This window comes from Bradyrhizobium sp. Ai1a-2 (genome assembly GCF_000426245.1).
In the GTDB taxonomy this organism is placed as follows: domain Bacteria; phylum Pseudomonadota; class Alphaproteobacteria; order Rhizobiales; family Xanthobacteraceae; genus Bradyrhizobium.
In genome coordinates, this window is record NZ_AUEZ01000026.1 from 55,568 (window position 1) to 80,732 (window position 25,165).

At 63.5% G+C, this 25,165-nt stretch carries 20 protein-coding genes; 6 read left to right on the forward strand and 14 right to left on the reverse strand.

The features are described 5' to 3' along the window. Positions 1-169 precede the first annotated feature (169 nt). Both K288_RS0118040 and K288_RS0118045 read left to right on the forward strand, forming a co-directional pair. A complete protein-coding gene (locus K288_RS0118040) occupies positions 170-676 on the forward strand; it encodes an RNA pyrophosphohydrolase (protein WP_027580819.1) in 507 nt (168 codons plus the stop codon). Between the two features lie 2 nt (positions 677-678). Further along, complete coding sequence (locus K288_RS0118045) at positions 679-1,182, forward strand: RNA pyrophosphohydrolase (protein ID WP_027580820.1); 504 nt, start codon at positions 679-681, stop codon at positions 1,180-1,182. A 28-nt stretch (positions 1,183-1,210) separates the two neighbouring features. On the opposite strand, the gene glgX is transcribed toward K288_RS0118045, so the two are convergent. Next, on the reverse strand, positions 1,211-3,445 hold the full coding sequence (glgX, locus tag K288_RS0118050; protein WP_027580821.1) for a glycogen debranching protein GlgX: 2,235 nt from the start codon (positions 3,443-3,445) through the stop codon (positions 1,211-1,213). 373 nt (positions 3,446-3,818) lie between these two features. Between glgX and groL the strand changes: the two genes are divergently transcribed. Then, positions 3,819-5,435 (forward strand): chaperonin GroEL, encoded by a 1,617-nt coding sequence (gene groL / locus K288_RS0118055; RefSeq protein ID WP_027580822.1) that lies wholly within the window; start codon positions 3,819-3,821, stop codon positions 5,433-5,435. A gap of 324 nt (positions 5,436-5,759) precedes the next feature. Here groL and K288_RS0118060 read toward each other — a convergent pair whose 3' ends face one another. The 5 genes from K288_RS0118060 to K288_RS0118080 form a co-directional block, all read right to left on the reverse strand. Continuing rightward, positions 5,760-6,167 carry a F0F1 ATP synthase subunit epsilon gene (locus K288_RS0118060; RefSeq protein ID WP_027580823.1) on the reverse strand — a complete coding sequence of 136 codons (408 nt, stop codon included), beginning with the start codon at positions 6,165-6,167 and terminating at the stop codon, positions 5,760-5,762. Positions 6,168-6,286: 119 nt separating this feature from the next. Further along, positions 6,287-7,729 carry a F0F1 ATP synthase subunit beta gene (gene atpD, locus K288_RS0118065; RefSeq protein WP_027580824.1) on the reverse strand — a complete coding sequence of 481 codons (1,443 nt, stop codon included), beginning with the start codon at positions 7,727-7,729 and terminating at the stop codon, positions 6,287-6,289. A 54-nt stretch (positions 7,730-7,783) separates the two neighbouring features. Further along, positions 7,784-8,659, reverse strand: a complete 876-nt coding sequence (locus K288_RS0118070; protein WP_027580825.1) for a F0F1 ATP synthase subunit gamma — start codon at positions 8,657-8,659, stop codon at positions 7,784-7,786. A 149-nt stretch (positions 8,660-8,808) separates the two neighbouring features. After that, positions 8,809-10,338, reverse strand: a complete 1,530-nt coding sequence (gene atpA, locus K288_RS0118075; RefSeq protein ID WP_027580826.1) for a F0F1 ATP synthase subunit alpha — start codon at positions 10,336-10,338, stop codon at positions 8,809-8,811. After that, positions 10,338-10,898, reverse strand: coding sequence for a F0F1 ATP synthase subunit delta (locus K288_RS0118080; protein ID WP_027580827.1), 561 nt, complete (start codon positions 10,896-10,898; stop codon positions 10,338-10,340). The genes atpA and K288_RS0118080 overlap by 1 nt, the downstream gene beginning before the upstream one ends. Before the next feature lie 620 nt (positions 10,899-11,518). On the opposite strand from K288_RS0118080, the gene K288_RS0118090 reads away from it, so the two are divergent. After that, complete coding sequence (locus K288_RS0118090) at positions 11,519-12,028, forward strand: septal ring lytic transglycosylase RlpA family protein (RefSeq protein ID WP_027580829.1); 510 nt, start codon at positions 11,519-11,521, stop codon at positions 12,026-12,028. Between the two features lie 166 nt (positions 12,029-12,194). Here K288_RS0118090 and K288_RS0118095 read toward each other — a convergent pair whose 3' ends face one another. Next, positions 12,195-14,402, reverse strand: coding sequence for a primosomal protein N' (locus K288_RS0118095; RefSeq protein ID WP_027580830.1), 2,208 nt, complete (start codon positions 14,400-14,402; stop codon positions 12,195-12,197). 143 nt (positions 14,403-14,545) lie between these two features. On the opposite strand from K288_RS0118095, the gene K288_RS0118100 reads away from it, so the two are divergent. Both K288_RS0118100 and K288_RS0118105 read left to right on the forward strand, forming a co-directional pair. Next, positions 14,546-15,517, forward strand: a complete 972-nt coding sequence (locus K288_RS0118100) for a tyrosine recombinase XerC (protein ID WP_027580831.1) — start codon at positions 14,546-14,548, stop codon at positions 15,515-15,517. A gap of 145 nt (positions 15,518-15,662) precedes the next feature. Further along, positions 15,663-16,253, forward strand: coding sequence for a DUF4337 domain-containing protein (locus K288_RS0118105; protein WP_027580832.1), 591 nt, complete (start codon positions 15,663-15,665; stop codon positions 16,251-16,253). A gap of 61 nt (positions 16,254-16,314) precedes the next feature. On the opposite strand, the gene K288_RS0118110 is transcribed toward K288_RS0118105, so the two are convergent. The 7 genes from K288_RS0118110 to K288_RS0118140 all read right to left on the reverse strand — a co-directional run bounded on the left by K288_RS0118110 (position 16,315) and on the right by K288_RS0118140 (position 25,165). Next, on the reverse strand, positions 16,315-16,845 hold the full coding sequence (locus K288_RS0118110) for a hypothetical protein (protein WP_027580833.1): 531 nt from the start codon (positions 16,843-16,845) through the stop codon (positions 16,315-16,317). A 74-nt stretch (positions 16,846-16,919) separates the two neighbouring features. Continuing rightward, a complete protein-coding gene (gene lpdA, locus K288_RS0118115; RefSeq protein WP_027580834.1) occupies positions 16,920-18,320 on the reverse strand; it encodes a dihydrolipoyl dehydrogenase in 1,401 nt (466 codons plus the stop codon). A 35-nt stretch (positions 18,321-18,355) separates the two neighbouring features. Continuing rightward, on the reverse strand, positions 18,356-19,102 hold the full coding sequence (locus K288_RS0118120) for an SDR family oxidoreductase (protein WP_027580835.1): 747 nt from the start codon (positions 19,100-19,102) through the stop codon (positions 18,356-18,358). A 71-nt stretch (positions 19,103-19,173) separates the two neighbouring features. Next, positions 19,174-20,439 carry a 2-oxoglutarate dehydrogenase complex dihydrolipoyllysine-residue succinyltransferase gene (gene odhB, locus K288_RS0118125; RefSeq protein ID WP_027580836.1) on the reverse strand — a complete coding sequence of 422 codons (1,266 nt, stop codon included), beginning with the start codon at positions 20,437-20,439 and terminating at the stop codon, positions 19,174-19,176. Between the two features lie 176 nt (positions 20,440-20,615). Next, positions 20,616-23,573 carry a 2-oxoglutarate dehydrogenase E1 component gene (locus K288_RS0118130; protein ID WP_027580837.1) on the reverse strand — a complete coding sequence of 986 codons (2,958 nt, stop codon included), beginning with the start codon at positions 23,571-23,573 and terminating at the stop codon, positions 20,616-20,618. Positions 23,574-23,708: 135 nt separating this feature from the next. Further along, positions 23,709-24,593, reverse strand: coding sequence for a succinate--CoA ligase subunit alpha (sucD, locus tag K288_RS0118135; RefSeq protein ID WP_027580838.1), 885 nt, complete (start codon positions 24,591-24,593; stop codon positions 23,709-23,711). 92 nt (positions 24,594-24,685) lie between these two features. Next, the gene (locus K288_RS0118140) at positions 24,686-25,165 is read right to left on the reverse strand and encodes a DUF1579 family protein (RefSeq protein WP_027580839.1); all 480 of its coding nucleotides are present in this window, start codon (positions 25,163-25,165) and stop codon (positions 24,686-24,688) included.

Consider the following 25,165-nt stretch of genomic DNA (forward strand, 5'->3'; position numbering starts at 1 on the left):
TAGAGCATCACCCTGATGGCGCGACTTCGGACTTCCGGACCCGCCCGTCTTTCAGATCACGATCCGCGAGGATGCATCGGGTCATGGTCTCGTCTTTTTGTTGGCGCGTGATCGTTTCGGAGAATTGATTGCCATTGTTTCCCGATCACGCTCTGGGAGTCCTGGTCGAATGACGCGTTACGAGGAGCTGCCTTACCGGACCTGCGTCGGCGTGATGCTGCTTAACCGAAACGGGCTGGTGTTTATCGGACGCCGCGCCGGCGGCATCGAGCATGTCGACGACACTCACATCTGGCAGATGCCGCAAGGCGGCGTGGACCCCGGCGAAGACACCTGGGAAGCCGCCAAGCGCGAGCTCTACGAGGAGACCAGCGTCCGCTCGGTCGAGAAGCTCGGCGAAGTCGGCGACTGGCTGATCTACGATATTCCGCGCACGGTGGCGGGCCGCGCCTGGAAAGGCCGTTATCGCGGCCAGCGCCAGAAATGGTTCGCGGTGCGCTTCACCGGCAAGGACAATGAGATCGACGTGGAGCATCCCGGCGGCGGAGGCCACAAAGCCGAGTTCTCGAACTGGCGGTGGGAGCCGATGCAGAATCTTCCCGAATTGATTGTGCCGTTCAAGCGGCCGGTTTACGAACGTGTGGTGCAGGAATTTTCCAGGCTTGCGGGCCGATAGGAATGTCCGAGCAGAAGCTATACCGCCCCAATGTCGGGATCGCGCTGTTCAACACGTCCGGCAGCGTGCTGATCGGCCACAGATTCAGGGACGATGGTCCGGAAATCATCCTTCCCGGTCTCGAGTGGCAGATGCCGCAGGGCGGCATCGATGCAGGCGAAGAACCGCGCCAGGCGGTCATTCGCGAACTCTGGGAGGAGACCGGCGCCGTCTCCGCCGACTATCTCGGCGAGACCGACTGGGTCACTTACGAATTCCCTCCTTACAACGGGCCACCGCATCGTCTCGGCAAATTCCACGGACAACGGCAAAAATGGTTCGCGCTGCGATTCACCGGGCGCGACGAGGAGATCGACCCGCTGACACCGCGCAACGAACAGCCGGCCGAATTCGATGCCTGGCGCTGGGAGCGGCTCGAAAACGTCGCCGATCTCGTCGTGCCGTTCCGCCGCGAAGTGTACCGACATGTCGCCCGCAGCTTCGCCGCCTTTGCGCAAGCGCGCTGAAGCCGGATTGCAGAACGCGGTGAACGCTCTACTCCGATAGCGGCAGCTCGGCGACATCGAGGATGCTGCCCATGCCGTGCCGCAAACGGAGCATGGCGCTGTCTTCGCTCGCGAGGCCGAACGCCAGCATCGAGCGTCCGGTCACGGCATAGACGTGGCCGAACGGAAAAGTCGGCAGTTGCCCTTCCGGCTGGTTGGTGTCGATCAGCCCCTGCCAATGGTGTCCGTCCGGGACCTGCGGCAGCGTAAAATTCACCACGTCATAATGGGCGTTATAGATCAACAGCAGGGTCGCGTCCGATCCGCGACGCTTGATGCCGGTCTCCTGGGCGCGACCATCAAGCAGCATCCCGAAGCAGCGCACATTGCCGTCCTGCCACTGCTCGACGGTCATCTCCTCGCCCGACGGGGCGAGCCAGGTCACGTCCTTGACGTCAAGCTCTTCATTGTGGGTGCCGACAAGGAAGCGGCTCCGATAAAGGATCGGAAACGCCTTGCGCATCGCGATCAGCTTTCGCGTGAATTCGCGCAAGGCGCGCCCTTCGGGCGATATCTTCATCCAATCGAGCCAGGCGGTCTCGTTGTCCTGCGCATAGGCGTTGTTGTTGCCTTTCTGGCTGTGACCGAATTCATCGCCAGCGAGCAGCATCGGCGTGCCGTGCGACACGATCATCGTGGCAAGGAAATTGCGCTTCTGCCGCTCGCGCAACGCGACAATCTCCGCATCCTGTGTCGGACCTTCGACGCCGTGATTCCACGAGTAATTGTTGGAATGGCCGTCCCGGTTGTTCTCGCCATTGGCCTCGTTGTGCTTCTCGTTGTAGGAGACGAGATCGTTGAGGGTGAAGCCGTCATGGGCGGTGACGAAGTTGACGCTCGCCCACGGTTTGCGGCCGCGCTTGTTGAACAGGTCTCCCGAGCCGGTAATGCGCTTGACGAAATCAGCGACCTGCCCGGCATCCCCCTTCCAGAAGCTTCGCACCGTATCGCGAAATTTGTCGTTCCATTCCGCCCAGCCCGGCGCGAACTGACCGACCTGGTAGCCGCCCGGGCCGATGTCCCATGGCTCCGCAATCAGCTTGACGTTGGAGAGCACCGGGTCCTGCCGACAGGCATCGAGGAAGCTGCCGCCCTCATCGAAGCCGTAGGGTTCGCGCGCGAGAATAGTGGCAAGATCGAAACGGAAGCCGTCGACGCGCATCTCCGTTGCCCAGTAACGCAAGGAGTCGGCGACCATCTGCAGCACGCGCTGGTGCGACAGGTTGACGGTGTTTCCGGTGCCGGTATCGTTGATATAGTAGCGCTTCTGGTCGGGCAGCAGCCGATAGTAGCTCGCATTGTCGATGCCCTTGAAGGATAGCGTCGGCCCGAGCTCGTTGCCTTCCGCCGTGTGGTTGTAAACCACGTCGAGGATCACCTCGATGCCGTGGGCATGGAACTGGTTGATCATCTCCTTGAACTCGGTCGCCAAGCCGGTCCGCAGATAGCGCGGATCCGGTGCGAAGAAGGCGAGCGAGTTGTAGCCCCAATAATTGCGCAGGCCTTTGTCGACCAGATAGCTGTCGTCGACGAAAGCGTGGATCGGCAACAGCTCTGCGCTGGTGACGCCGAGCGAGCGCAGATACGCTGATACGTTCGGGCAGGCGAGGCCCGCGAACGTACCGCGATCGGCCTCCGGCACCAGTGGATGCAGCTTGGTGAAGCCCTTCACATGCATCTCGTAGATGATGGTGCGCTCCCACGGTGTCGCGGGCTTGCGGTCACGGCCCCATGTAAAAGCGGGATCGATCACCCGGCACTTCTGCACCAGATGAACATTGTCGCGGTCATCAAACGACTTGTCCTTGTCGGGATCGCCGATCTTGTAGCCGAACAGCTCGGGACCCCATTGCAACTGCCCGACCAATTGCCGGGCGTAGGGGTCGATCACCAGCTTGTTGGGATTGAAGCGATGGCCTGCGTCCGGTTCATAGGGACCATGGACGCGATAGGCATAAACCAATCCTGGACGCCCGGTCGGCAGGTAGCCATGCCAGACTTCGTCGGTATATTCGGGAAGCTCGATCCGCTCGACCTCGGTCTGGCCGGCGTCATCGAACAGACACAGCTCCACTTTGGTGGCGTGCGCTGAAAACAGCGCGAAGTTGACGCCGAGACCGTCCCAGGTGGCACCCAAGGGAAACGGCCTGCCTTCGCGAACGGCCGAGCGCCGCAGCAACTGCGCCGCCTGCGCGAGCTCACGACCTGCGGCTGATTTATCCATTGGAGAGGCTGCCCTTCAGTTTGATGAACGCCTGCGCCTCACCATCGTTCCCCTGGTCGGCGCTGCGCCTTCGGGGCGACTCTACACCTAGCCGAGCGGCCCTGCATCGCGGCAAAAAAATCCCGTCTCGCCCTGTTGGAGCGCAATTCTACGTTTTTAGTTCGATTTGCCCCCGGGGCCGGTTCCGAGGCCCCCGGTCCTGTGACATCATGGAGGAGATCAATCCTGTCGGCCTAGGCGGACAACCGAGGCCTCGGGGAAGGCCGCTTAGAGTAGGATCCGGAAAAAATCGATACCGCTTTCCGAAAACGACCATGCTCAAACAAGGACGATAGAACGCAGTTGATCCATCAAGGGGAGAGGAGGAAACGTCATGGCCGCGAAAGACGTGAAGTTCTCAACCGAAGCCCGTGAGCGCATGCTGCGTGGCGTAGATCTGCTGGCGAATGCAGTCAAAGTGACGCTCGGGCCGAAGGGCCGCAACGTCGTGCTGGAAAAATCCTTCGGGGCACCGCGCATCACCAAGGATGGCGTCACCGTCGCCAAGGAAATCGAGCTTGAGGACAGGTTCGAGAACATGGGCGCGCAGATGGTGCGGGAAGTCGCGTCCAAAACCAGCGACATCGCGGGTGACGGCACCACCACCGCGACTGTGCTCGCACAGGCGATCGTCAGGGAGGGCGCCAAGTCGGTCGCCGCCGGCATGAACCCAATGGACCTGAAGCGCGGCATCGACCTCGCGGTCGAAGCGATCGTCGCCGACCTCAAGGCCCATGCCAGGAAGATCACCTCCAACGATGAGATCGCCCAGGTCGGCACCATCTCCGCCAACGGAGACGGCGAGATCGGCCGCTTCCTTGCCGATGCCATGCAGAAGGTCGGCAATGAGGGCGTGATCACGGTCGAGGAGGCAAAGAGCCTCAACACCGAGCTGGAAGTGGTCGAGGGCATGCAGTTCGACCGCGGTTATGTTTCGCCCTATTTCGTCACCAATGCCGAGAAGATGAAGGTCGAGCTCGAAGAGCCCTATATCCTGACTCACGAGCAGAAGCTGACCACGTTGCAATCGATGTTGCCGCTGCTGGAAGCGGTGGTGCAATCCGGCAAGCCGCTGCTCATTATCGCCGAAGACATCGAGGGCGAGGCGCTGGCGACGCTCGTCGTCAACAAGCTGCGCGGCGGCTTGAAGGTCGCCGCGGTGAAGGCGCCGGGTTTCGGCGATCGCCGCAAAGCGATGCTCGAGGATATCGCCATCCTCACCGGCGGCACCGCGATTTCGGAGGATCTCGGCATCAAGCTCGAGAATGTCACGTTGAACATGCTCGGCCGCGCCAAGAGGGTCGCCATCGAGAAGGAGAGTACGACCATCGTCGATGGCTCCGGCGCCAAGAAGGACATCGAAGCGCGCGCCGCCCAGATCAAGGTGCAGATCGAGGAAACGACCTCCGACTATGATCGCGAGAAGTTGGAGGAGCGGCTTGCCAAGCTCGCCGGCGGCGTCGCCGTGATCCGGGTCGGCGGCGCGACCGAGATCGAGGTGAAGGAACGCAAGGACAGAGTCGAGGACGCATTGCACGCCACCCGCGCGGCGGTCGAGGAAGGCATCCTTCCCGGCGGCGGCGTGGCGCTGCTGCGCGCCGTGAAAGCGCTGGACAGGATCAAGACTACCAATGCCGACCAGAAGGCCGGCGTCGAAATCGTGCGTCGCGCCTTACAGATACCGGCGCGCCAGATCGTCGAGAACGCCGGCGAGGACGGTTCGCTGGTGGTCGGCAAGCTCCTTGAGCGCGGCGACTATAATTGGGGCTTCAACGCCGCGACCGGCGAGTACGAGGACCTGGCCCGCGCCGGCGTGATCGATCCGGCGAAGGTGGTTCGCACCGCATTGCAGGACGCAGCATCGGTTGCCTCGCTGCTGATCACGACGGAAGCGTTGGTAGCCGACAAGCCGAAGAAATCCGAGTCCACGACGCCGCCGATGGACTTCTAGACTAGAGCAATCGCCGATCAGGTCGAAGGTAGCCCCCCGGGTGAAGCTGCGCTCCCTCTCCCGCTTGCGGGGCGCTTGCGGGGGAGGGCTGGGGTGGGGGTGCCTCCGCATTGGGGCTTCCCCGAGTGGAGAGAACCCTCACCCGGCGCTAGGCGCCGACCTCTCCCGCAAGCGGGCGAGGTGAAGATTCAGCCTGACAGGACGAAGCGCCGTTAAGGCGAGGCAATGCTTAATTCGGCGATCGGGAAACTCTCGCCCGCCACGATGTGACGGACGCCGGGTCGTTCAGGATTTTTGTTCGGCCCCGGCGCTGTGCACCGGGGCCTAGTGCATAGCCGTCGCGTTGAGGATGTGCTCGATGCTCTTGAAGTGGTCGAGCCGCTCGATCTCGCGGTCGAGCTCCGAGCCCTGCTTCTCTTTGAGATTCTCTTCCATCTCGGCGATGGTTTCCCGGAACTGGGCGCGATCGACTTCCTGGATCGACGTCGCGACGTCAGCGAGCACGGTCAGGCGATTGTCGGAGATCTCGGCCAGACCGCCGAGCACCACCATCTTCTGATGCGTGCCGCCGGTCGTGATCGTCAGGATGCCCGGACGGACCGCCGCGACCACCGGTGCGTGACCGGCGAGCACGCCGAAATCACCTTCCACGCCGGGGACATCGACCTGATCGACCTCGCCGGAGAAAGCGAGCGCTTCGGGGGAGACGAGATCGAAGTGGAAGGTGGCCATGGAGGAGCCCGTGGTTCAGATTGACATCAGAAGATGAGAGGCGAATAGCGAATGGCGAGTAGCGAATGGCACTCGTCAATGTTTTCTACTCGCCACTCCCTATTTCGCTATTCGCTAGCTTAAGCTGCTTCGGCAGCCAGCTTCTTGCCCTTCTCGACCGCCTCTTCGATGGTGCCGACCATGTAGAAGGCAGCCTCCGGCAGGTGGTCGTACTTGCCTTCGCACAGGCCGCGGAAGCCCTTGATGGTGTCGGCGAGCTCGACGAACTTGCCCGGCGAACCAGTGAAGACTTCGGCGACATGGAAGGGCTGCGACAGGAAACGCTCGATCTTGCGGGCGCGGGCCACCGTCAGCTTGTCCTCTTCCGAAAGCTCGTCCATGCCGAGGATGGCGATGATGTCCTGCAGCGACTTATAACGCTGCAGCACCTGCTGCACCATGCGCGCGGTGTTGTAATGCTCCTCGCCGACGACCAGCGGCGACAGCATGCGCGAGGTCGAGTCGAGCGGGTCCACCGCCGGATAGATGCCCTTTTCCGAGATCGCGCGCGACAGCACGGTGGTGGCGTCCAAGTGGGCGAACGAGGTTGCCGGCGCCGGGTCGGTCAAGTCGTCGGCCGGCACGTAGATCGCCTGCACCGAAGTGATCGAGCCCTTCTGGGTGGTGGTGATACGCTCCTGCAGCGCGCCCATGTCGGTCGCAAGCGTCGGCTGGTAACCCACCGCCGACGGGATGCGGCCGAGCAGCGCCGACACTTCGGAGCCGGCCTGCGTGAAGCGGAAGATGTTGTCGACGAAGAACAGCACGTCCTGACCCTGGTCGCGGAAGTGTTCGGCCACGGTAAGGCCGGTGAGGCCGACGCGCGCGCGTGCGCCTGGCGGTTCGTTCATCTGGCCGAACACCAGCGCGCATTTCGACTGCACGCTCGGATCGGGATTGCGCGGGTCCGCGTTGACCTTGGACTCGATGAACTCGTGATAGAGGTCGTTGCCTTCGCGCGTGCGCTCGCCGACGCCCGCGAACACCGAGTAACCGCCGTGCGCCTTCGCGACGTTATTGATCAGTTCCTGAATCAGCACCGTCTTGCCGACGCCGGCGCCGCCGAACAGGCCGATCTTGCCGCCCTTGGCGTAAGGCGCGAGCAAATCGACGACCTTGATGCCGGTGACGAGAATCTCCGCCTCGGTGGACTGGTCGGTATAGGTCGGCGCTTCCTGGTGGATCGCGCGCAGGCCTTCGGCCTTGATCGGACCGGCCTCGTCGATCGGCTCGCCGATGACATTGATGATGCGGCCGAGCGTGCCGACGCCGACCGGCACCCGGATCGGCTCGCCGGTATCGGTGACTTCCTGGCCGCGCACCAGACCTTCGGTCACATCCATCGCGATCGTGCGCACAGTGGACTCGCCGAGATGCTGGGCAACTTCGAGCACCAGGCGGATGTTGCCGTTCTTGGTTTCCAGCGAATTGAGAATGGCCGGCAGGTGGCCCTCGAACTGCACGTCGACGACGGCGCCCATGACCTGGGTGACGCGACCGATCTGGTTAGCTGCTGTAGCCATGAATAGCTCTCCTTCGAAATTCTGGACTTGAACGACCGTCGTTTGGTTCGTGCGTCAGACCGCCTCGGCGCCGGAGATGATCTCGATCAGCTCCTTGGTGATCTGGGCTTGACGGGTTCGGTTATAGGTCTGGGTTTGCTTGCGGATCATTTCACCGGCGTTGCGGGTGGCGTTGTCCATCGAACTCATCTGCGCGCCATAGAAAGAGGCGTTGTTTTCCAGCAGCGCGCGGAAGATCTGCACCGCTACATTGCGCGGCAACAGGCCGGAGAGGAGTTCGTCCTCCTCCGGCTCGTATTCGTAGGACGTCGACGGCGCGTTCGCCGCCTTTTCTTCCACGGCCAGCGGAATGATCTGCTGCGCGGTCGGGATTTGGGCAATCACCGACTTGAACTGCGCGTAGAACAACGTGCAGACATCGAACTCGCCGGCATCAAAGCGCGCCAGCACTTTCTTGGCGATATCCTCGGCGTTAACGAAGCCGAGCTGACGAACGCTGCGCAGATCGAGATGCTCGACGATCTGCTTGTCGAACAGGCGGCGAAGCTGCTCATAGCCTTTGCGGCCGACGCAGAAGAATTTCACTTCCTTGCCCTGCCCGGTCAGCGCCAGTGCGCGCTCGCGCGCCAGACGTACGATCGACGAATTGAAGGCGCCGGACAGGCCGCGCTCGCCGGTACAAACCAGCAGCAGATGCACCTGATCCTTGCCGGTACCGGCCAGCAGCGCCGGCGCGCCGGGCGAGCCCGCAGCGGCGCTGGCGATATTGGAGATCACCGCACTCATCTTGTCGGCATAGGGCCGCGCCGCCTCGGCTGCGGTCTGGGCTCGGCGCAATCTGGACGCCGCCACCATCTGCATCGCCTTGGTGATCTTCTGCGTCGCCTTGGTCGAGGCGATGCGAACCCGCATGTCTTTAAGTGACGCCATTCTTCGTTCACCCCGACGGTTCGATCCCTTGGATCAAGCCGTTAGCCTATCCCTGTCGTCATGCCCGGGCTTGCCCCGGGCATCCACGTCTTCGTCCTGCACGCGGTAACGCGTGGATGGCCGGGACAAGCCCGGCAATGACGGCTTTCTTATGCGAAAGTCTTGGCGAAACCTTCGACCACGGCCTTCAGCTTGGCGGCAACGTCGTCGTTGAGATCGCGGCTGTCGCGGATGGCGTCGAGGAGGTCGGCGTTCTTGCCGCGCAGCAGCGACAGCAGGCCGTCCTCGAAGGCGCGCACCTTGTTGATCGGCAGCGGATCGAGATAGCCGTTGGTGCCGGCCCAGATCACGCAGACCTGCTCTTCCATCTTCAACGGCGAGAACTGCGGCTGCTTCAACAGCTCGGTCAGGCGCGAGCCGCGATTGAGCAGGCGCTGGGTCGAAGCGTCGAGGTCGGAGCCGAACTGCGCGAACGCCGCCATTTCACGGTACTGCGCGAGCTCGCCCTTGATCTTGCCGGCGACCTTCTTCATCGCCTTGGTCTGCGCCGACGATCCGACGCGCGACACCGACAGACCGACGTTCACCGCCGGGCGGATGCCCTGGAAGAACAGGTCGGTTTCCAGGAAGATCTGGCCGTCGGTAATCGAGATCACGTTGGTCGGGATGTAGGCCGACACGTCGTTGGCCTGGGTTTCGATCACCGGCAACGCGGTCAGCGAGCCCAAGCCATGCTCCTTGTTGAGCTTGGCGGCGCGCTCGAGCAGGCGGGAGTGCAGATAGAACACGTCGCCCGGATAGGCTTCGCGGCCCGGCGGGCGGCGCAGCAGCAGCGACATCTGGCGATAGGCGACGGCCTGCTTCGACAAGTCGTCATAGATGATGACCGCGTGCATGCCGTTGTCGCGGAAATATTCGCCCATCGTGCAGCCGGTGAACGGCGCGATGTACTGCATCGGCGCCGGGTCCGATGCAGTGGCCGCAACCACGATCGAATATTCCAGCGCGCCCTGCTCTTCGAGCACCTTCACGAACTGCGCGACGGTGGAACGCTTCTGGCCGACCGCGACGTAGACGCAATACAGCTTGATGCTCTCGTCCGGCTGGGCGTTGAGCGGCTTCTGATTGAGGATGGTATCGAGCGCGATCGCGGTCTTGCCGGTCTGGCGGTCGCCGATGATCAGCTCGCGCTGGCCGCGGCCGATCGGGATCAGCGCATCGATCGCCTTCAGGCCGGTCGCCATCGGCTCGTTCACCGACTTGCGCGGAATGATGCCCGGCGCCTTCACGTCAACGCGCATGCGCTTGTCAGCCTGGATCGGACCCTTGCCGTCGATCGGGTTGCCGAGCGCGTCGACGACGCGGCCGAGCAGGCCTTTGCCGACCGGCGTGTCGACGATGGCGCGGGTGCGCTTGACGGTCTGGCCTTCCTTGATCTCGCGGTCGGCGCCGAAGATCACGATGCCGACGTTGTCGTTTTCGAGGTTCAGCGCCATACCGCGGGTGCCGTTCTCGAACTCGACCATTTCACCGGCCTGGACGTTGTCCAGCCCATAGACGCGGGCGATGCCGTCACCGACCGACAGCACCTGGCCAACTTCGGTGACCTCGGCCTCCTGGCCGAAATTCTTGATCTGGTCCTTGAGGATCGCGGAAATTTCCGCGGCGCGGATGTCCATCAGCCTGCCTCTTTCATCGCGTGCTTGATCGAATTGAGTTTGGTGCGAAGCGAACTATCCACCATGCGACTGCCGACCTTGACCACAAGGCCGCCGATGATGGAGGGATCGATCTTCACGTTGAGCGCGACGTCCTTGCCCGTCACCGACTTCAGTGCGGCCTTCAGCGCGTCGAGATTCTTGTCAGTGAGCGCTTCCGCGACAGTGACCTCGGCGGTCGCCTCGCCCTTGAACTTCGCCACCAGCGCGTTGTAGGCGCGAATCACGTCCGCGACCGCAAACAAGCGGCGATTGGCGGTGAGCACTTTCAGGAACTTGGCGGTGGTGCCGGAAATGCCGGCCTTGTCGAGCACCGCCGAGACCGCCCTCAGCTGCGCATCGGCGGAAAACACCGGGCTGCGGACGAGGCGCTTCAGATCGGCGCTTTCATTCAGAAGGACATCGAATCTATCGAGGTCGGACTTCACGGCATCGACGGACTTTTCGTCGCGAGCCAGTTCAAACAAAGCGGTCGCATAACGACCGGCAACTCCCGAAACGGACGGATCTTCAGCAGCCACAGACGTGCTCTTTTTAGCTGTCAAATTCGCAAGGGAAAAACCGTCGCCGCTGGAGCGGCGCCTAGCGATCCAAGCCCTTGGAATTCAAGCGGGACTTCGATTTTCGACCGACACGCGGAGTGCCGGGATCGTTAAAATCGCGGCTTTGCTAGCATGGCAGGCGCGCAGGTGCAACACGACGTCACATGTAGGTGATGCCATGTCGCACGGCTGCAACGAAGCGCCGCGAGAGCCTCGCCGAGTGAAATTCTGCGCGCAGGAATTTTGACCTTCCGACCGGAAGGCTGCCGATCGTTCCATTGGCAAACGCAAGCCGACCTGGAGTTCCCGCGACGGAACAAAACGGCGGCATGCTCTCCATTTCGTGATTACTTGCTGAAATCTTACTGAAACGTGAAACTACAGTATTCGCAAGTATTCAGTAGGTTAATAAATGGTTAAACCCGAAGACCAGTGGGAGGTGTCAGACAGGGCATTGGCAGTAACAAGATATTTCAGCCTGATACATTCTGAATTTACTGCCAAATTCATGCCTCATTGCGAAATCACACGGCCTCTCGTCAACGAGGGACGGGGGTTCCACTTGCCGCATGTGTGGCAATACTGCTTGAGGGTCTTGAATGCTGAAATACAAGAAGTCGACACGGGGCAACGCAACCCGGTCGTCGCGCGCGGCGCTGGCTGTCGTCGCCGCAACATTCCTGGTTGGTGGCGGCGTCAGCGAAGCGTCGGCTAAATCCCGGCACCACCATCATCGCTATCACCACCATCATCACCATGCCCGCGCCGCGACCGAAGGCGCGTCCTTGCGCGATGCCAATGCGGCGCTTATGCCCAGCACCGGCGGGCGCAGCTTCTCGGGCGTTGCGTCCTTTTACGGCAACGAATCCGGCAGCCGCACCGCGTCCGGTCAGCGCTTCAACCAGAACGCCATGACCGCCGCCCACCGCAGCCTGCCGTTTGGCACCAAGCTGCGCGTGACCCATGGCGGCCGCAGCGTCATCGTCACCATCAATGACCGTGGCCCGTTCATCCGCGGCCGCGTGCTCGATCTCTCCACGGGCGCCGCCCGTGCCATCGGCCTGACCGGTTCCGGCGTCGGCCGCGTCACCGCCGAGGTCGTCTCTTAAAGGCGTCCCTTCAGGCACCGTTTCCGACCAGTTTCGGTAAGCGTAGCGTAGAGTAGCGGCCGCGGAACCTTCCGTGGGCCGATCAGAGCCTGCCGTCAGAAATGACGGCAGGCTTTTTCATGCTCCTCCGTCGTCGCGGCTCGCAATGACGGCTCTGGGACGAACTTCACAAAAAGCTCTGCGGATCGACGTCGACCTCGAGCTTGAGGTTACCCGTGGTCTTCGGCCCGGCCACCAGCCATTCGCGCAAGTATTGCGACAGATCGACCGAGCGCAGCGACTTCACCAGCAGGCGGAAGCGATAGCGGCCCTTGATGACCGCAAGCGGCGCCTCGGCCGGGCCGAGCACCTGGATACGCTCATCAAGCGGCGCGACCGAGGCCAGCTTGCGCGCAAAGCCCTCCGCGGTGGGCCGGTCACCCGCCGAGATGATCAGGCTCGCCAATCGCCCGAACGGCGGATAGCCGGTGCGCTCGCGCGACTCGATCTCGCTGGCGTAGAACGCCTCACGGTCGTTGGCGACCAGCGCCTTCATCACGGGATGTTCGGGCTGATGGGTCTGCAGGTATCCGACGCCGCGGCCCTGGTCGCGGCCGGCGCGCCCGATCACCTGGTTCAAGAGCTGGAACGTGCGCTCGGCGGCGCGCGGATCGCCATTGCCGAGGCCGAGATCGGCGTCGACGACGCCGACCAGGTTGAGGCGCGGGAAGTTGTGGCCTTTCGCCACAAGCTGCGTGCCGATAATAATGTCGACACGGCCCTCCGCGATCTCGTTGAGCTCGCTGCGCATGGTCTCGATCGAGGTGATGAGGTCGCTGGAGAGCACCATGGTGCGCGCGCCGGGAAACAGCGCCGCGGCCTCTTCCTGCAGCCGCTCGACGCCGGGACCGACCGCGATCAGCGATTCCTCCGCCGCGCAATGCGGGCAGATGTTCGGGCGCGGCATCGAGAAGCCGCAGTGATGGCAAACCAGACGCTGGCGGAAGCGGTGATCGACCAGCCACGCGTCGCAGATGGTGCAGGCAAAACGGTGTCCGCAGGCGCGGCACAGGGTCAGCGGCGCATAACCGCGGCGATTGAGGAACAACAGCGCCTGCTCGCGCCGTTCCACCGCGTAGCGGATCTGCTCGGCGAGCCGCGGCGAGATGAAGCGGCCACGCGCAGGCGGCTCGCGCCGCAGGTCAATGGCCTCGATCTGCGGCATGTGCTGACCGCCGAAACGCGAGGGCAGCGCGATGCGCTGATAGCGTCCCTTGCGCGCATTGACCTCGCTCTCGATCGACGGCGTGGCGGAGGCCAGCACGATCGGGATTTTGGCGATGTGCGCGCGCACTACGGCCATGTCGCGGGCATGGTAATGCGCGCCGTCGTCCTGCTTGTAGGCCTGGTCGTGCTCCTCATCGACGATGATGAGTCCGAGATCGGCATAGGGCAGGAACAGCGCCGAGCGCGCACCGACCACCACCGGCGCCTCGCCGCCCGAGATCGCCGCCCAATTGCGGGCGCGGGTGCGCGGCGACAGCTCGGAATGCCATTCCAGCGGACGCACGCCAAAGCGCTGCGCGAAGCGATCGAGGAACTGGCCGGTCAGCGCGATCTCCGGCATCAAGATCAACGACTGCCTGTTACGACGGATGTTTTCGGCGATTGCCTCGAAATAGACCTCGGTCTTGCCGGATCCCGTGACGCCATCGAGCAGGGCCACATGAAAACTGCCGCTTGCGGCCAGCGTCCGCATCGCATCGACGGCAGCGCGTTGCTGGTGCGAGAATTCGGGCTGGGCGTAGTCCGGATCGGGCGCGGGCGGCGCTGCCGGCGGCGGCATCGCCTCGATCGCCAGCGTACCCTCGTCGACGAGGCCGTCGATCACACCACTGCTCACGCCGGCCTCTTTCGCTGCTTCCGTCTTGCCATGCAACAGGCGGTCTTCGAGCACCTCGATCACCCGCCGCCGTGCCGGCGTCATTCGCCGCGGCGGCTCTCCGACCAGGCGCACGCCCAGACGCATCCGCTCCGGGCCGAGATTTTCGCCCATGCGCAGCGTCATCCGCAGCACCATGCCGCGGGCGGACAGCGTGTAGTTCGCAACCCAATCGACGAGCGCGCGCAGCTCCGGTTTCAGCGGCGGAACGTCGAGCTTCTCGCTGACATCCTTCAGCCGGTTATGCAGCCGCGGATCGGGCTTTGCGTTTTCCGCCCACACCACCGCCATCACTTCGCGCGGACCGAGCGGTACCGCGACGACATCGCCGGCCTTCAAATCCATGCCGCGGGGCACGCGATAGGAATAGGTCTGGTCGAGCGCGACCGGGACCAGCACATCGACCATGGAGGTCGGCGTGAAAGAGGGAGCGTGGCTGCGCGCGGTGTCCATTCGGGGAATCAAGAGTTCCGGTGGCTCGGAGGTTAGAGCGGTCGTCGCAAGTTAGCGAACGGTAAACGAAAGCGATGCGATATAATGGCTTAAACCATCGCCTCCAAGGCTAGTCCGTCAAGACAGGTCCATAAGACAGGTCCATGGCCAAAGCACTTCCCGCCGTTCCCTTGATCGAACTCGACTGCGCCGACAAAACCATCGCGCAGGAGATGGCGCACTGGCTATCGCATCTGCGCGCCGAACGGCGATTGTCACCGAAAACGCTGGAGGCCTATGCCCGCGACGTCCGGCAATGCCTCGCTTTTCTCGCCCAGCACTGGGGCACGCAGGTGACGCTGCAGGGGTTTGCGGCGCTGGAGGCCAGCGATATCAGGGCGTTCATGGCGATGCGCCGCGCTGACGATGTCGCCGGCCGTTCGCTGATGCGGGCCTTGGCGGGCCTGCGCTCGTTCGGCCGATTCCTCGAACGCGAGGGCAAGGGCAAGGTCGGCGCGCTCTCCGCGATTCGCGCGCCCAAGGTTGCAAAGAGCCTGCCGAAGCCCATCCATGTGGCGGCGGCAAAACGCTTTGCCGACGCCGACGAGCGCGCCGGCGAGGCCCGGGAGACCTGGGTGCTGGTGCGCGACGCCGCCGTGATGGCACTGCTGTATGGCTCGGGCCTGCGCATCTCCGAGGCGCTCGGCTTGAAACGTCGCGACGTGCCGAAGCCCGGCACAGGCGACGTGCTGGTCGTGACCGGCAAGGGCAACAAGACCCGCATGGTGCCGGTGCTGCAAAACGTGTTACAGCTCATTGCCGACTACGCGGCGATCTGCCCGCATCCGCTACCGCCCGCAGGGCCGATGTTCGTCGGCGCGCGCGGCGGGCCCTTGAGCCCGCGCATCATCCAGCTTGCCATGGAGCGGCTACGCGGCGCGCTCGGCCTGCCCGACAGTGCCACCCCGCATGCACTCCGGCATTCGTTCGCAACACATCTGCTCAGCCGCGGCGGCGATTTGCGCGCGATCCAGGAATTGCTCGGCCACGCCTCGCTGTCGACCACGCAGATCTATACCGGTATCGATTCGGAGCGGCTGCTTGAGGTCTATCGCTCCGCGCATCCGCGGAGCTAATTCCGCTTCCGTCTTGACGCGTTTTCCTCATGCGAGGGGCGATGCTGTGTTCATCCTGACACGCTCGCGTCACATCCGCTTGGCACTTGCGTAAGCGTTGTCGTTTCGGCAATCGTGACGGCGGGACCTATCGGAGAGGGGAATCATGAGCGCACACGAAAGTATGGAGCATGCGGAACACGCCGAGCATGCTTCCGGCTCGAACAAGAAGATCGCGCTGTTGATTGCCGTGATCGCGCTGTTCCTGGCGCTCTCGGAGACCCTCGGCAAGGGGGCGCAGACCGAATCGATCAGCAAGAACGTCGAAGCGTCGAACCTGTGGGCGTTCTTCCAGGCCAAGAGCATCCGCCGCACCGCGGTGCAGACGGCCGCCGAGCAGGGCAAGCTGACCCTTGCCACCGCGACAGACGACGCCGCCAGGGCGGCCATTCAGAAGCAGATCGAGGATTGGCAGAAGACGGCGGCGCGCTATCGCTCCGAGCCCGAAACCGGCGAAGGCACCGAGCAACTCGCCGCGCGCGCCAAACATGCCGAGCATGAGCGCGACGAGGCAACGGCAAAATACCACCACTTCGAGATCGCCTCGGCGGCCTTCCAGATCGCGATCGTGCTGGCGTCGGCGACCATCATCACCGGCATCCTCGCGCTGGCCTGGGTCTCAGGCCTGCTGACGCTCGCGGGAATCGTCGTGACCGCGTTCGGCCTGTACGCGCCGCATGTGCTGCACCTGCATTGATTTGATCAATAGAGGCCGCTGTGCTCCCCCCTCCCGCTTGCGGGAGGGGTGAAGTAAGAGATCACCGCGCCTGGTGCACGCTCTTGCGAAAGCGCGCGATCAGCCGGAACGTTCGCGCCGACCAGCCGTTGCCATCGCCGCGCAGTATCTCGAGGATACGCTGCTTGATCGGATCGACCAGCGCGGCTGCTTTCGCCCGCATCCTCAGTACGAATTCATAGAGCGCCTCGAACCAGGGCATCTCCAGAAGCTTCGGCCGGGTCACGTCGAAGATGAAAGCGGTAACGCCGACGCCGAGAAATTTCGCGAACAGGATGGTGCCGATCGCGCTCATCCAATGCTCATGGGTGAGCAGCCAAAGGCCGACCAGCTTCAGCGGAAACAGCGGGATCACCGGCACGATGAACACGATCAGCGTCATAGCCGGCGACAGCGAATCGACCCGATCGGCTAGCCACTGCTTGAAGGCGCGTAGCGGAATCAGCGCCACCACGCGCGCCACGATCGGCTCGAGATGGTCCCAAAGCCACGCCTCGATCAGGAAGATGATCGCGAGCAGGATCCAGAAAGGCTGAAGCAGGCGGCGCAGCATCTGTTGTCTCGACCCCGGCCAGAATTTACCTTCGAGCATAGTCCTTTACGGACCCTGCTCGGGCCGGGCGTCGATCACATATGGATGGCCCGCTTGCCGACCGCAAGCGCGGCTTCCTTGATCGCTTCGGAGCGGGTCGGATGGGCGTGGCAGGTGCGGGCCAGATCCTCGGCGGAACCACCGAATTCCATGAGAACCGCGGCTTCATGGATCATTTCACCAGCCTCACGGCCGATGATGTGCGCGCCGAGCACCCGATCGGTCTTCGCATCCGCGAGAACCTTGACGAATCCTTCCGTGGTTTGATTCACCTTGGAGCGGCCGTTGGCGGTGAACGGGAATTTACCGACGGTGTAGGCAATGCCGGCCTGCTTGAGCTCTTCCTCGGTCTTGCCGACCGAAGAGACTTCCGGCGTGGTATACACGACGGCTGGGATAACGTCGTAATTCACGTGGCCGGCCTGGCCCGCGATGATCTCGGCAACCGCCACGCCTTCATCTTCGGCCTTGTGCGCCAGCATCGGCCCGGCAACGACGTCGCCGATCGCATAGATGCCTTTCACGGTGGTCGCGAAATGCGGGTCGATCTGCACGCGGCCGCGATTGTCGAGCGCAACGCCCGCTTCCTTCAGGCCGAGGCCGTCGGTGTAGGGCACGCGGCCGATCGAGACCAGCACCACGTCGGCTTCGATCGTTTCCGAAGGCCCGCCCGCGGCGGGTTCGACCTTGGCCAACAGCGTCTTGCCCGAGGTATCCACGGCGGTCACCTTGGTGCCGAGCTTGAACGCAAAGCCCTGCTTTTCGAGGAGACGCTGGAATTGCTTGGCGATCTCACCGTCCATACCGGGCAGGATGCGGTCGAGGAACTCGACCACCATGACCTCCGCGCCGAGGCGCCTCCACACCGAGCCAAGCTCGAGCCCGATCACGCCGGCTCCGATGATCAAGAGCCGCTCCGGCACCTTCTCGAGCGATAGCGCGCCGGTTGACGAGACGATGCGCTTCTCGTCGATCTCTATGCCCTTCAGCCGCGCGATATCGGAGCCGGTGGCTATCACGATGTTCTTGGTCTCGACCGTCTGCGTGCTGCCGTTGGCGGAAACCTCGACCTTGCCCGCGCCAAGGATCTTGCCAGTGCCCTTCAGCACATCGATCTTGTTCTTCTTCATCAGGAAGTCGACGCCCTTGACGTTGCCGTCGATGCCCTGCTGCTTGAAGTTCATCATCGAGGGCAGATCGAGTTTCGGCGCCGATACGCTGACGCCCATCTTGGCGAAGGAATGCCCGGCTTCCTCGAACATCTCGGACGCGTGCAACAGCGCCTTCGACGGCATGCAGCCGACGTTGAGACAGGTGCCGCCGAGCGTCGGGTTCTTCTCGACCACAGCGACCTTCATGCCAAGTTGCGCCGCGCGCACCGCGCAGACATATCCACCGGGCCCGGTACCGATGACGACGAGATCATAAGAGGCCATTTCAAAAATCCTGCTGCTGAAGTTCGTGACAGGTATTAGCGGCCGCCTGAGACATCAAGGATGGCGCTTGTCACATATGACGCATCGTCCGACATCAGCCAGACGATGGCGTTGGCGATTTCCTCTGCGGTGCCGACGCGCTTCATCGGCACCATGTGAGCGAGGCGATGGGCGCGATCGGGTTCGCCGCCGGAGGCATGAATGTCGGTATCGATCAGGCCCGGCCGGATCGCGGCGACGCGAATGCCTTCGTCCGCGACCTCATAGCCGAGGCCGATGGTGAAGGAATCGATCGCGCCTTTCGACGCGGCATAGTCGACATAGGTGTTGGGCGAGCCGAGCTTGGCCGCGACCGACGAGAGATTGACGATGACGCCGCCCTTGCCGCCGTTGCGCGTCGACATCCGCTTCACCGCCTCGCGCGCGCACAGCATGCTGCCGGTGACGTTGACCGCCATCATGCGCTGAATGCGCTCGGCTGACATATCTTCGACCCGCGTCGAGGGGCCAACGATGCCGGCATTGTTGACGAGCGCCCCCAGCGTGCCGAATTCGTCGGCTGCCTTGAACAGCGCGAGGATATCGGCCTCGCTGCCGACATCGCATTTCACCGCGATCGCCTTGCCATTGCTGGCCTCGATCGCGGAGACGACTTCGTCGGCAGCCGCCTGGTTGCTGGCGTAGCCGACAACAACGCGAAAGCCTCGCGCCGCCGCGGCGATGGCGGTGGCGCGGCCGATGCCGCGGCTGCCGCCGGTGATGACAACGACCTTATCCGTCACATTCGCCCCTAAATATTTACGCAACACGGTCTCGGCGGCCGAACAGAGTCAGCCGCCGTGCGAAAGCAAGATCAGAGGTCCAGCACCAGCCGCGCCGGATCTTCCAGGCTTTCCTTGACGCGGACCAGGAAGGTCACGGCTTCCTTGCCGTCGATCACGCGGTGATCGTAGGACAGCGCCAGATACATCATCGGACGGATCTCGACCTTGCCTCCGACCACCACCGGGCGGTCCTGGATCTTGTGCATGCCGAGAATGCCGGACTGCGGCGCGTTCAGGATCGGCGTCGACATCAGCGAGCCATAGATGCCGCCATTGGTGATGGTGAAGGTGCCGCCCTGCATCTCCTCGATCTTGAGCTGGCCGTCACGCGCCCTGCGGCCGAAATCGGCGATCGATTTCTCGATCTCCGCGATCGACTTGTAGTCGCAGTCGCGCACGACGGGCACGACCAGGCCCTTGTCGGTGCCGACGGCGATGCCGACATGGTAGTAATTCTTGTAGATCAGGTCGGTGCCGTCGATCTCGGCGTTCGCGGCCGGGATCTCCTTCAATGCCTGCACGCAGGCCTTGGTGAAGAAGCCCATGAAGCCCAGCTTGACGCCGTGCTTCTTCTCGAACACGTCCTTGTACTGGGCGCGCAGCGCCATGATGTGGCTCATGTCGACCTCGTTGAAGGTCGTCAGCATCGCCGCCGTGTTCTGCACATCCTTCAGCCGCCGCGCGATGGTCTGGCGCAGCCGCGTCATCTTCACGCGCTCTTCGCGCGCGGCATCATCCGCCGGTGACGGCGCACGCACCTGCACGGAGGCCGCTGGCTGATTGACCGGCGTCGGCGCGGAAGCCGCCCGCTCGATCGCCGCCAGCATATCGCCCTTGGTGACGCGGCCATCCTTTCCGGAGCCCGGCACGGTGGTGGCGTCGATCCCGCTTTCAACCGAGAGCTTGCGCACCGATGGCGCCAGCGGCGTATCGGCAGGGAGTGTCTTCGGCGCTGATGGCGCAGGTGCAGGTGCCGGCGCGGCGGCAGCCGGAGGCGGCGGCGCAGCCGCGGGCTTGGCCGGTGCCGGTGCAGCGGCCGGCTTGGCCGCAACGCCTGCGGCGCCATCATTGATCTGGCCGAGCAGCGCACCGACCGCGACGGTCTCGCCGTCCTTGGCGATGATCTCGCCCAGCGTGCCAGCGGAAGGCGCCGGCACCTCGATCGTGACCTTGTCGGTCTCGAGCTCGACCAAGGGTTCGTCGACGGCAACGGCATCGCCGGCCTTCTTGAACCAGCGGCCGATGGTGGCCTCGGTCACGGATTCGCCTAGCGTCGGAACGCGGATTTCAGTCATGGGTCTCGTTTCCTTAAAACAACCTGTGCGGTCATAAACTCTGGTGGCCATCCTCCGCCTTGTGCGCGATTGCGCACCGGGGCTGAGGATCCAGTGGCCCCGCAGCGGCTGCAATCAAGCACCGGCGGCGCTGGTTACTGGATGCCCCGCTTTCGCGGGGCATGACGGATTGAATGTTAGTTCAGCGCCTCGTCCAGGAACGCCTTGAGCTGCGCAAGATGCTTCGACATCAAGCCCGTGGCGGTCGCTGCAGCGGCCGCGCGGCCGGCGTAGCGCGGACGCCTGTTCGGCGCGTGGATCTGGTTCAGCACCCACTCGAGATAAGGCTCGATGAAGTGCCAGGCACCCATGTTGCGCGGCTCTTCCTGGCACCACACCACCTCGGCGCCCTTGAAGCGGCCGAGCTCCTGCACCAGCGCCTTCAGCGGCACCGGGTAGAGCTGCTCGATGCGCAGCAGATAGACGTCGTCGATGCCGCGCTTCTCGCGCTCTTCGTAAAGGTCGTAATAGACCTTGCCCGAGCACAGGATGACGCGGCGGATGTTGGCGTCCGGCTGCAGCTTGATCTTCTCGTCCGGCAGCATCTGCGCGTCATCGTAGAGGATGCGGTGGAAGGTCGTCCCCTTGGCCAGTTCCTCGAGCCGCGAGACGGCGCGCTTGTGCCGCAGCAGCGACTTCGGCGTCATCATGATCAACGGCTTGCGGATCTCGCGGTGCAGCTGCCGCCGCAGCACGTGGAAATGGTTGGCCGGCGTGGTCGGGTAGACCACCTGCATGTTGTCCTCGGCGCACATCTGCAGGTAGCGCTCGAGACGGGCCGAGGAATGCTCGGGCCCCTGCCCTTCATAGCCGTGCGGCAGCATGCAGACGAGGCCGGACATGCGCAGCCACTTGCGTTCACCCGACGAGATGAACTGGTCAAACACCACCTGTGCGCCGTTGGCGAAGTCGCCGAACTGCGCTTCCCAGACCGCCAGCGCATTCGGCTCGGCGAGCGAGTAGCCGTATTCGAAGCCGAGCACCGCTTCTTCCGACAGCAGCGAGTTGATGACCTCGTAGTGGCCCTGGTCGCCGCCGAGATGGTTGAATGGCGTGTAACGGCTCTCGTCCTCCTGGTCGATCAAGACCGAGTGGCGCTGCGAGAACGTGCCGCGCTCGGAGTCCTGGCCGGACAGGCGGACGTGGTGGCCTTCCTCCAGCAGCGAGCAGAACGCCAGCGCCTCGCCGGTCGCCCAGTCGATGCCGACACCGCCGTCGATTGCCTTCGCGCGGTTATCGAGGAAGCGCTGGATGGTGCGGTGGACGCGGAAGCCATCCGGCACCTTGGTGATCTTGCGGCCGATATCCTTGAGCACGGCGACGTCGACGCCAGTAACGCCACGGCGCGCGTCCTCTTCCTGGTCCGCGATCTTGAAGCCGGCCCATTTGCCGTCGAGCCAGTCGGCCTTGTTCGGCTTGTAGCTGGCGCCGGCCTCGAACTCGGCATCGAGCCGGGCGCGCCAGTCGGCCTTGGCCTTCTCGACCTCGCCCTCGGTGACGACGCCTTCGCCGACCAGCCGCCTGGCATAGATCTCCAGCGTAGACAGATGCGAAGCGATCTTCTTGTACATCACCGGCTGGGTGAAGGCCGGCTCGTCGCCCTCGTTGTGGCCATGCCTGCGGTAGCAGAACATGTCGATGACTACGGGCTTGTGGAACTTCTGCCGGAACTCGATCGCGACCTTGGCTGCGAACACCACCGCTTCCGGATCGTCGCCGTTCACGTGGAAGATCGGCGCGTCGATCATCTTCGCCACGTCGGACGGATAGGGCGAGGAGCGCGAGTAGCGCGGATAGGTGGTGAAGCCGATCTGGTTGTTGACGATGAAATGCAGCGAGCCGCCGGTGCGATAACCCTTGAGGTCGGACAGGCTGAAGCATTCCGCCACCACGCCCTGGCCGGCGAACGCCGCGTCGCCATGCATCAAGAGCGGCAGCACCGAAATGCGCATGTCAGGCGGATCGCCATGCTGGTCCTGCTTGGCGCGCACCTTGCCGAGCACAACGGGGTCGACGATCTCGAGATGCGAGGGGTTGGCGGTCAGCGACAGATGGATGCTGTTGCCGTCGAACTCGCGGTCCGAGGAAGCACCGAGGTGGTACTTCACGTCGCCGGAGCCTTCGACCGCGTCGGGATTAGCTGAACCGCCCTTGAATTCGTGGAACAGCGCGCGGTGCGGCTTACCCATCACCTGGGTCAGCACGTTGAGGCGGCCGCGATGCGGCATGCCGACGACGATCTCCTTCACGCCGAGATTGCCGCCGCGCTTGATGATCTGCTCCAGCGCAGGGATCAGCGCTTCAGCGCCATCAAGACCGAAGCGCTTGGTGCCGGTGAACTTGAGGTCGCAGAACTTCTCGAAGCCTTCGGCCTCGATCAGCTTGTTCAGGATCGCGCGGCGACCCTCGCGGGTGAAGCTGATCTCCTTGTCCGGGCCTTCGATGCGCTCCTGGATCCAGGCCTTCTGCGCGGCATTGGAGATGTGCATGAATTCGACGCCGAGCGTCTGGCAGTAGGTGCGCTCGCAGATCGCAACGATTTCGCGCAACGTGCCGTATTCGAGCCCGAGCACGTGGTCGAGGAAGATTTTGCGGTCGAAATCGGCTTCAGTGAACCCGTAGGTGCGCGGATCGAGCTCTTCGCGATCGCGCGGCGCCTCGATGCCGAGGGGGTCCAGCTTGGCGTGGAAATGACCGCGCATACGGTAGGCGCGGATCAACATCAGCGCGCGGACCGAATCGCGGGTCGCCTGGTTGACGTCAGCGGGCGAAAGCTCGGCGCCCTTGGCCTGTGCCTTGGCGGCGATCTTGTTGCCGACCGCCTTCTCGACCTGCGCCCAGTTGCCGTCGAGCGCCGAGGTCAGGTCGTCACGCGGCGTCACCGGCCAGTTGGAACGGCTCCAGGACGGCCCTTCCGCGTTCTTCTGGACGTCCGCGGGGGTGTCCTTCAGGCTCTTGAAAAATTCCTGCCAGTCGGCGTCGACCGATGCCGGGTCCTGCTCGTAGCGGGCATAGAGGTCGTCAATGTAGGTGGCGTTGGTGCCCTGCAAAAAGGAGGAGAGGGCAAAAGCGGCGTTCGCGTCCTGGCGAGACATGATAGCGTCCTGGTGATTTTCGGTTCGCGCGCAAGCGATGGCGCAAGCAGCCGGCCCGGAAGGCCGGCTGGCTGAGATAGGATGGTTTACCCTATCTAATCCTAAACTTCGCGCCGAAAAGAACCAAGGACTGAATCAGGACTTCAATTTTGCAGCAAGGGTATGCCCGAGCCGTGCAGGCGATGGAGAAACGGTAATTCCGGCCGATTCCATGGCGGCCGTCTTGGAACCGGCGTCGCCCTTGCCACCGGAGATGATCGCACCCGCATGACCCATGCGGCGGCCGGGAGGGGCCGTGACGCCGGCGATGAAGCCGACCATCGGCTTCTTGCGGCCCCGCTTGGCCTCGTCCTTGATGAACTGGGCGGCATCCTCTTCGGCCGAGCCGCCGATCTCGCCGATCATGATGATCGACTTGGTCGCCTCGTCCTTCAGGAACATTTCCAGTACATCGATGAACTCGGTGCCCTTGACCGGGTCGCCGCCGATGCCGACGGCCGTGGTCTGGCCGAGTCCCTCCTGCGAGGTCTGGAACACGGCCTCGTAGGTCAACGTGCCCGAGCGCGAAACGATCCCGACGCTGCCGGGCCGGAAGATATTGGCCGGCATGATGCCGATCTTGCATTCGCCGGCGGTCATGACGCCCGGGCAGTTCGGCCCGATCAGCCGCGACTTCGATCCCGACAGCGAGCGCTTGACGCGCACCATGTCCAGCACCGGGATGCCTTCGGTGATGCAGACGATCAGCGGGATTTCCGCATCGATCGCCTCGCAGATCGCGTCCGCCGCGCCCGGCGGCGGCACATAGATCACCGACGCATCCGCGCCGGTCTTCTCGCGCGCCTCGCGCACCGTGTCGAACACCGGCAGGCCCAAATGGGTCGAGCCGCCTTTGCCGGGCGAGGTGCCGCCGACCATCTTGGTCCCGTATGCGATCGCCGCTTCCGAATGGAAGGTGCCGTTCTTGCCGGTGAAACCCTGGCAGATGACCTTGGTGTTCTTGTCGATCAGGATGGACATGTCTTCAGATGCTTTCGCGAAACGCCGGTGACAGGTTTACTTGTGAGCATGATCCTCGTGGAAAACCGGCACCCCTGTTTTCCGGATCATGCTTAGTGGACACGCCGATACACGCCGGTGAGCACGTCGGCCCATCCTTCCGCGTCGGGCGAGAACTGGATCTTCATGGTGTAGCTGTTGTCGTCGACGACCTCGTAGAGGTGACGCGCATTGCCGCGCAGCGAGCCGCGTACCAGCGTCAGGGTCTTGCCGACCCAGCTTCCGGACGCCGGCGACGGCGGATAGTAGCCGAGCGAATCGTGCCAGAACAATTTGTAGAGCCGGTCGTCGCGGTCGTAGGTGAACAGGGCATGGGTGGCGAATATCTCCGTGCCGTCGCGCATCTGCCGCGAGTCCTGGATCAGGTAGAAGCCGTTGAGATCGATGCGCGCCACCACGTGCGAGGTGGCTGGACCGCCCGGGTTCCAGCGCGACGGATAGACCACCTCCTCGCCGGCCCATTCACCCGCAAATACTCCGAGCTTCTTGTGCTCCGGAAGCGGTGACGGTGCGGCAAGATGGTCCTGCGCCAT

Excerpts from the sequence above, each read along its gene's own strand:
- odhB (WP_027580836.1), bottom strand. The coding sequence starts at position 20,439 with ATGACTGAAATCCGCGTTCCGACGCTAGGCGAATCCGTGACCGAGGCC.
- glgX (WP_027580821.1), bottom strand. The coding sequence starts at position 3,445 with ATGGATAAATCAGCCGCAGGTCGTGAGCTCGCGCAGGCGGCGCAGTTG.
- sucD (WP_027580838.1), bottom strand. The coding sequence starts at position 24,593 with ATGTCCATCCTGATCGACAAGAACACCAAGGTCATCTGCCAGGGTTTC.
- K288_RS0118140 (WP_027580839.1), bottom strand. The coding sequence starts at position 25,165 with ATGGCGCAGGACCATCTTGCCGCACCGTCACCGCTTCCGGAGCACAAG.
- K288_RS0118105 (WP_027580832.1), top strand. The coding sequence starts at position 15,663 with ATGAGCGCACACGAAAGTATGGAGCATGCGGAACACGCCGAGCATGCT.
- K288_RS0118100 (WP_027580831.1), top strand. The coding sequence starts at position 14,546 with ATGGCCAAAGCACTTCCCGCCGTTCCCTTGATCGAACTCGACTGCGCC.
- K288_RS0118095 (WP_027580830.1), bottom strand. The coding sequence starts at position 14,402 with ATGGACACCGCGCGCAGCCACGCTCCCTCTTTCACGCCGACCTCCATG.
- atpA (WP_027580826.1), bottom strand. The coding sequence starts at position 10,338 with ATGGACATCCGCGCCGCGGAAATTTCCGCGATCCTCAAGGACCAGATC.
- K288_RS0118130 (WP_027580837.1), bottom strand. The coding sequence starts at position 23,573 with ATGTCTCGCCAGGACGCGAACGCCGCTTTTGCCCTCTCCTCCTTTTTG.
- groL (WP_027580822.1), top strand. The coding sequence starts at position 3,819 with ATGGCCGCGAAAGACGTGAAGTTCTCAACCGAAGCCCGTGAGCGCATG.
- atpD (WP_027580824.1), bottom strand. The coding sequence starts at position 7,729 with ATGGCTACAGCAGCTAACCAGATCGGTCGCGTCACCCAGGTCATGGGC.
- K288_RS0118110 (WP_027580833.1), bottom strand. The coding sequence starts at position 16,845 with ATGCTGCGCCGCCTGCTTCAGCCTTTCTGGATCCTGCTCGCGATCATC.
- K288_RS0118040 (WP_027580819.1), top strand. The coding sequence starts at position 170 with ATGACGCGTTACGAGGAGCTGCCTTACCGGACCTGCGTCGGCGTGATG.
- lpdA (WP_027580834.1), bottom strand. The coding sequence starts at position 18,320 with ATGGCCTCTTATGATCTCGTCGTCATCGGTACCGGGCCCGGTGGATAT.
- K288_RS0118060 (WP_027580823.1), bottom strand. The coding sequence starts at position 6,167 with ATGGCCACCTTCCACTTCGATCTCGTCTCCCCCGAAGCGCTCGCTTTC.
- K288_RS0118090 (WP_027580829.1), top strand. The coding sequence starts at position 11,519 with ATGCTGAAATACAAGAAGTCGACACGGGGCAACGCAACCCGGTCGTCG.
- K288_RS0118070 (WP_027580825.1), bottom strand. The coding sequence starts at position 8,659 with ATGGCGTCACTTAAAGACATGCGGGTTCGCATCGCCTCGACCAAGGCG.
- K288_RS0118045 (WP_027580820.1), top strand. The coding sequence starts at position 679 with ATGTCCGAGCAGAAGCTATACCGCCCCAATGTCGGGATCGCGCTGTTC.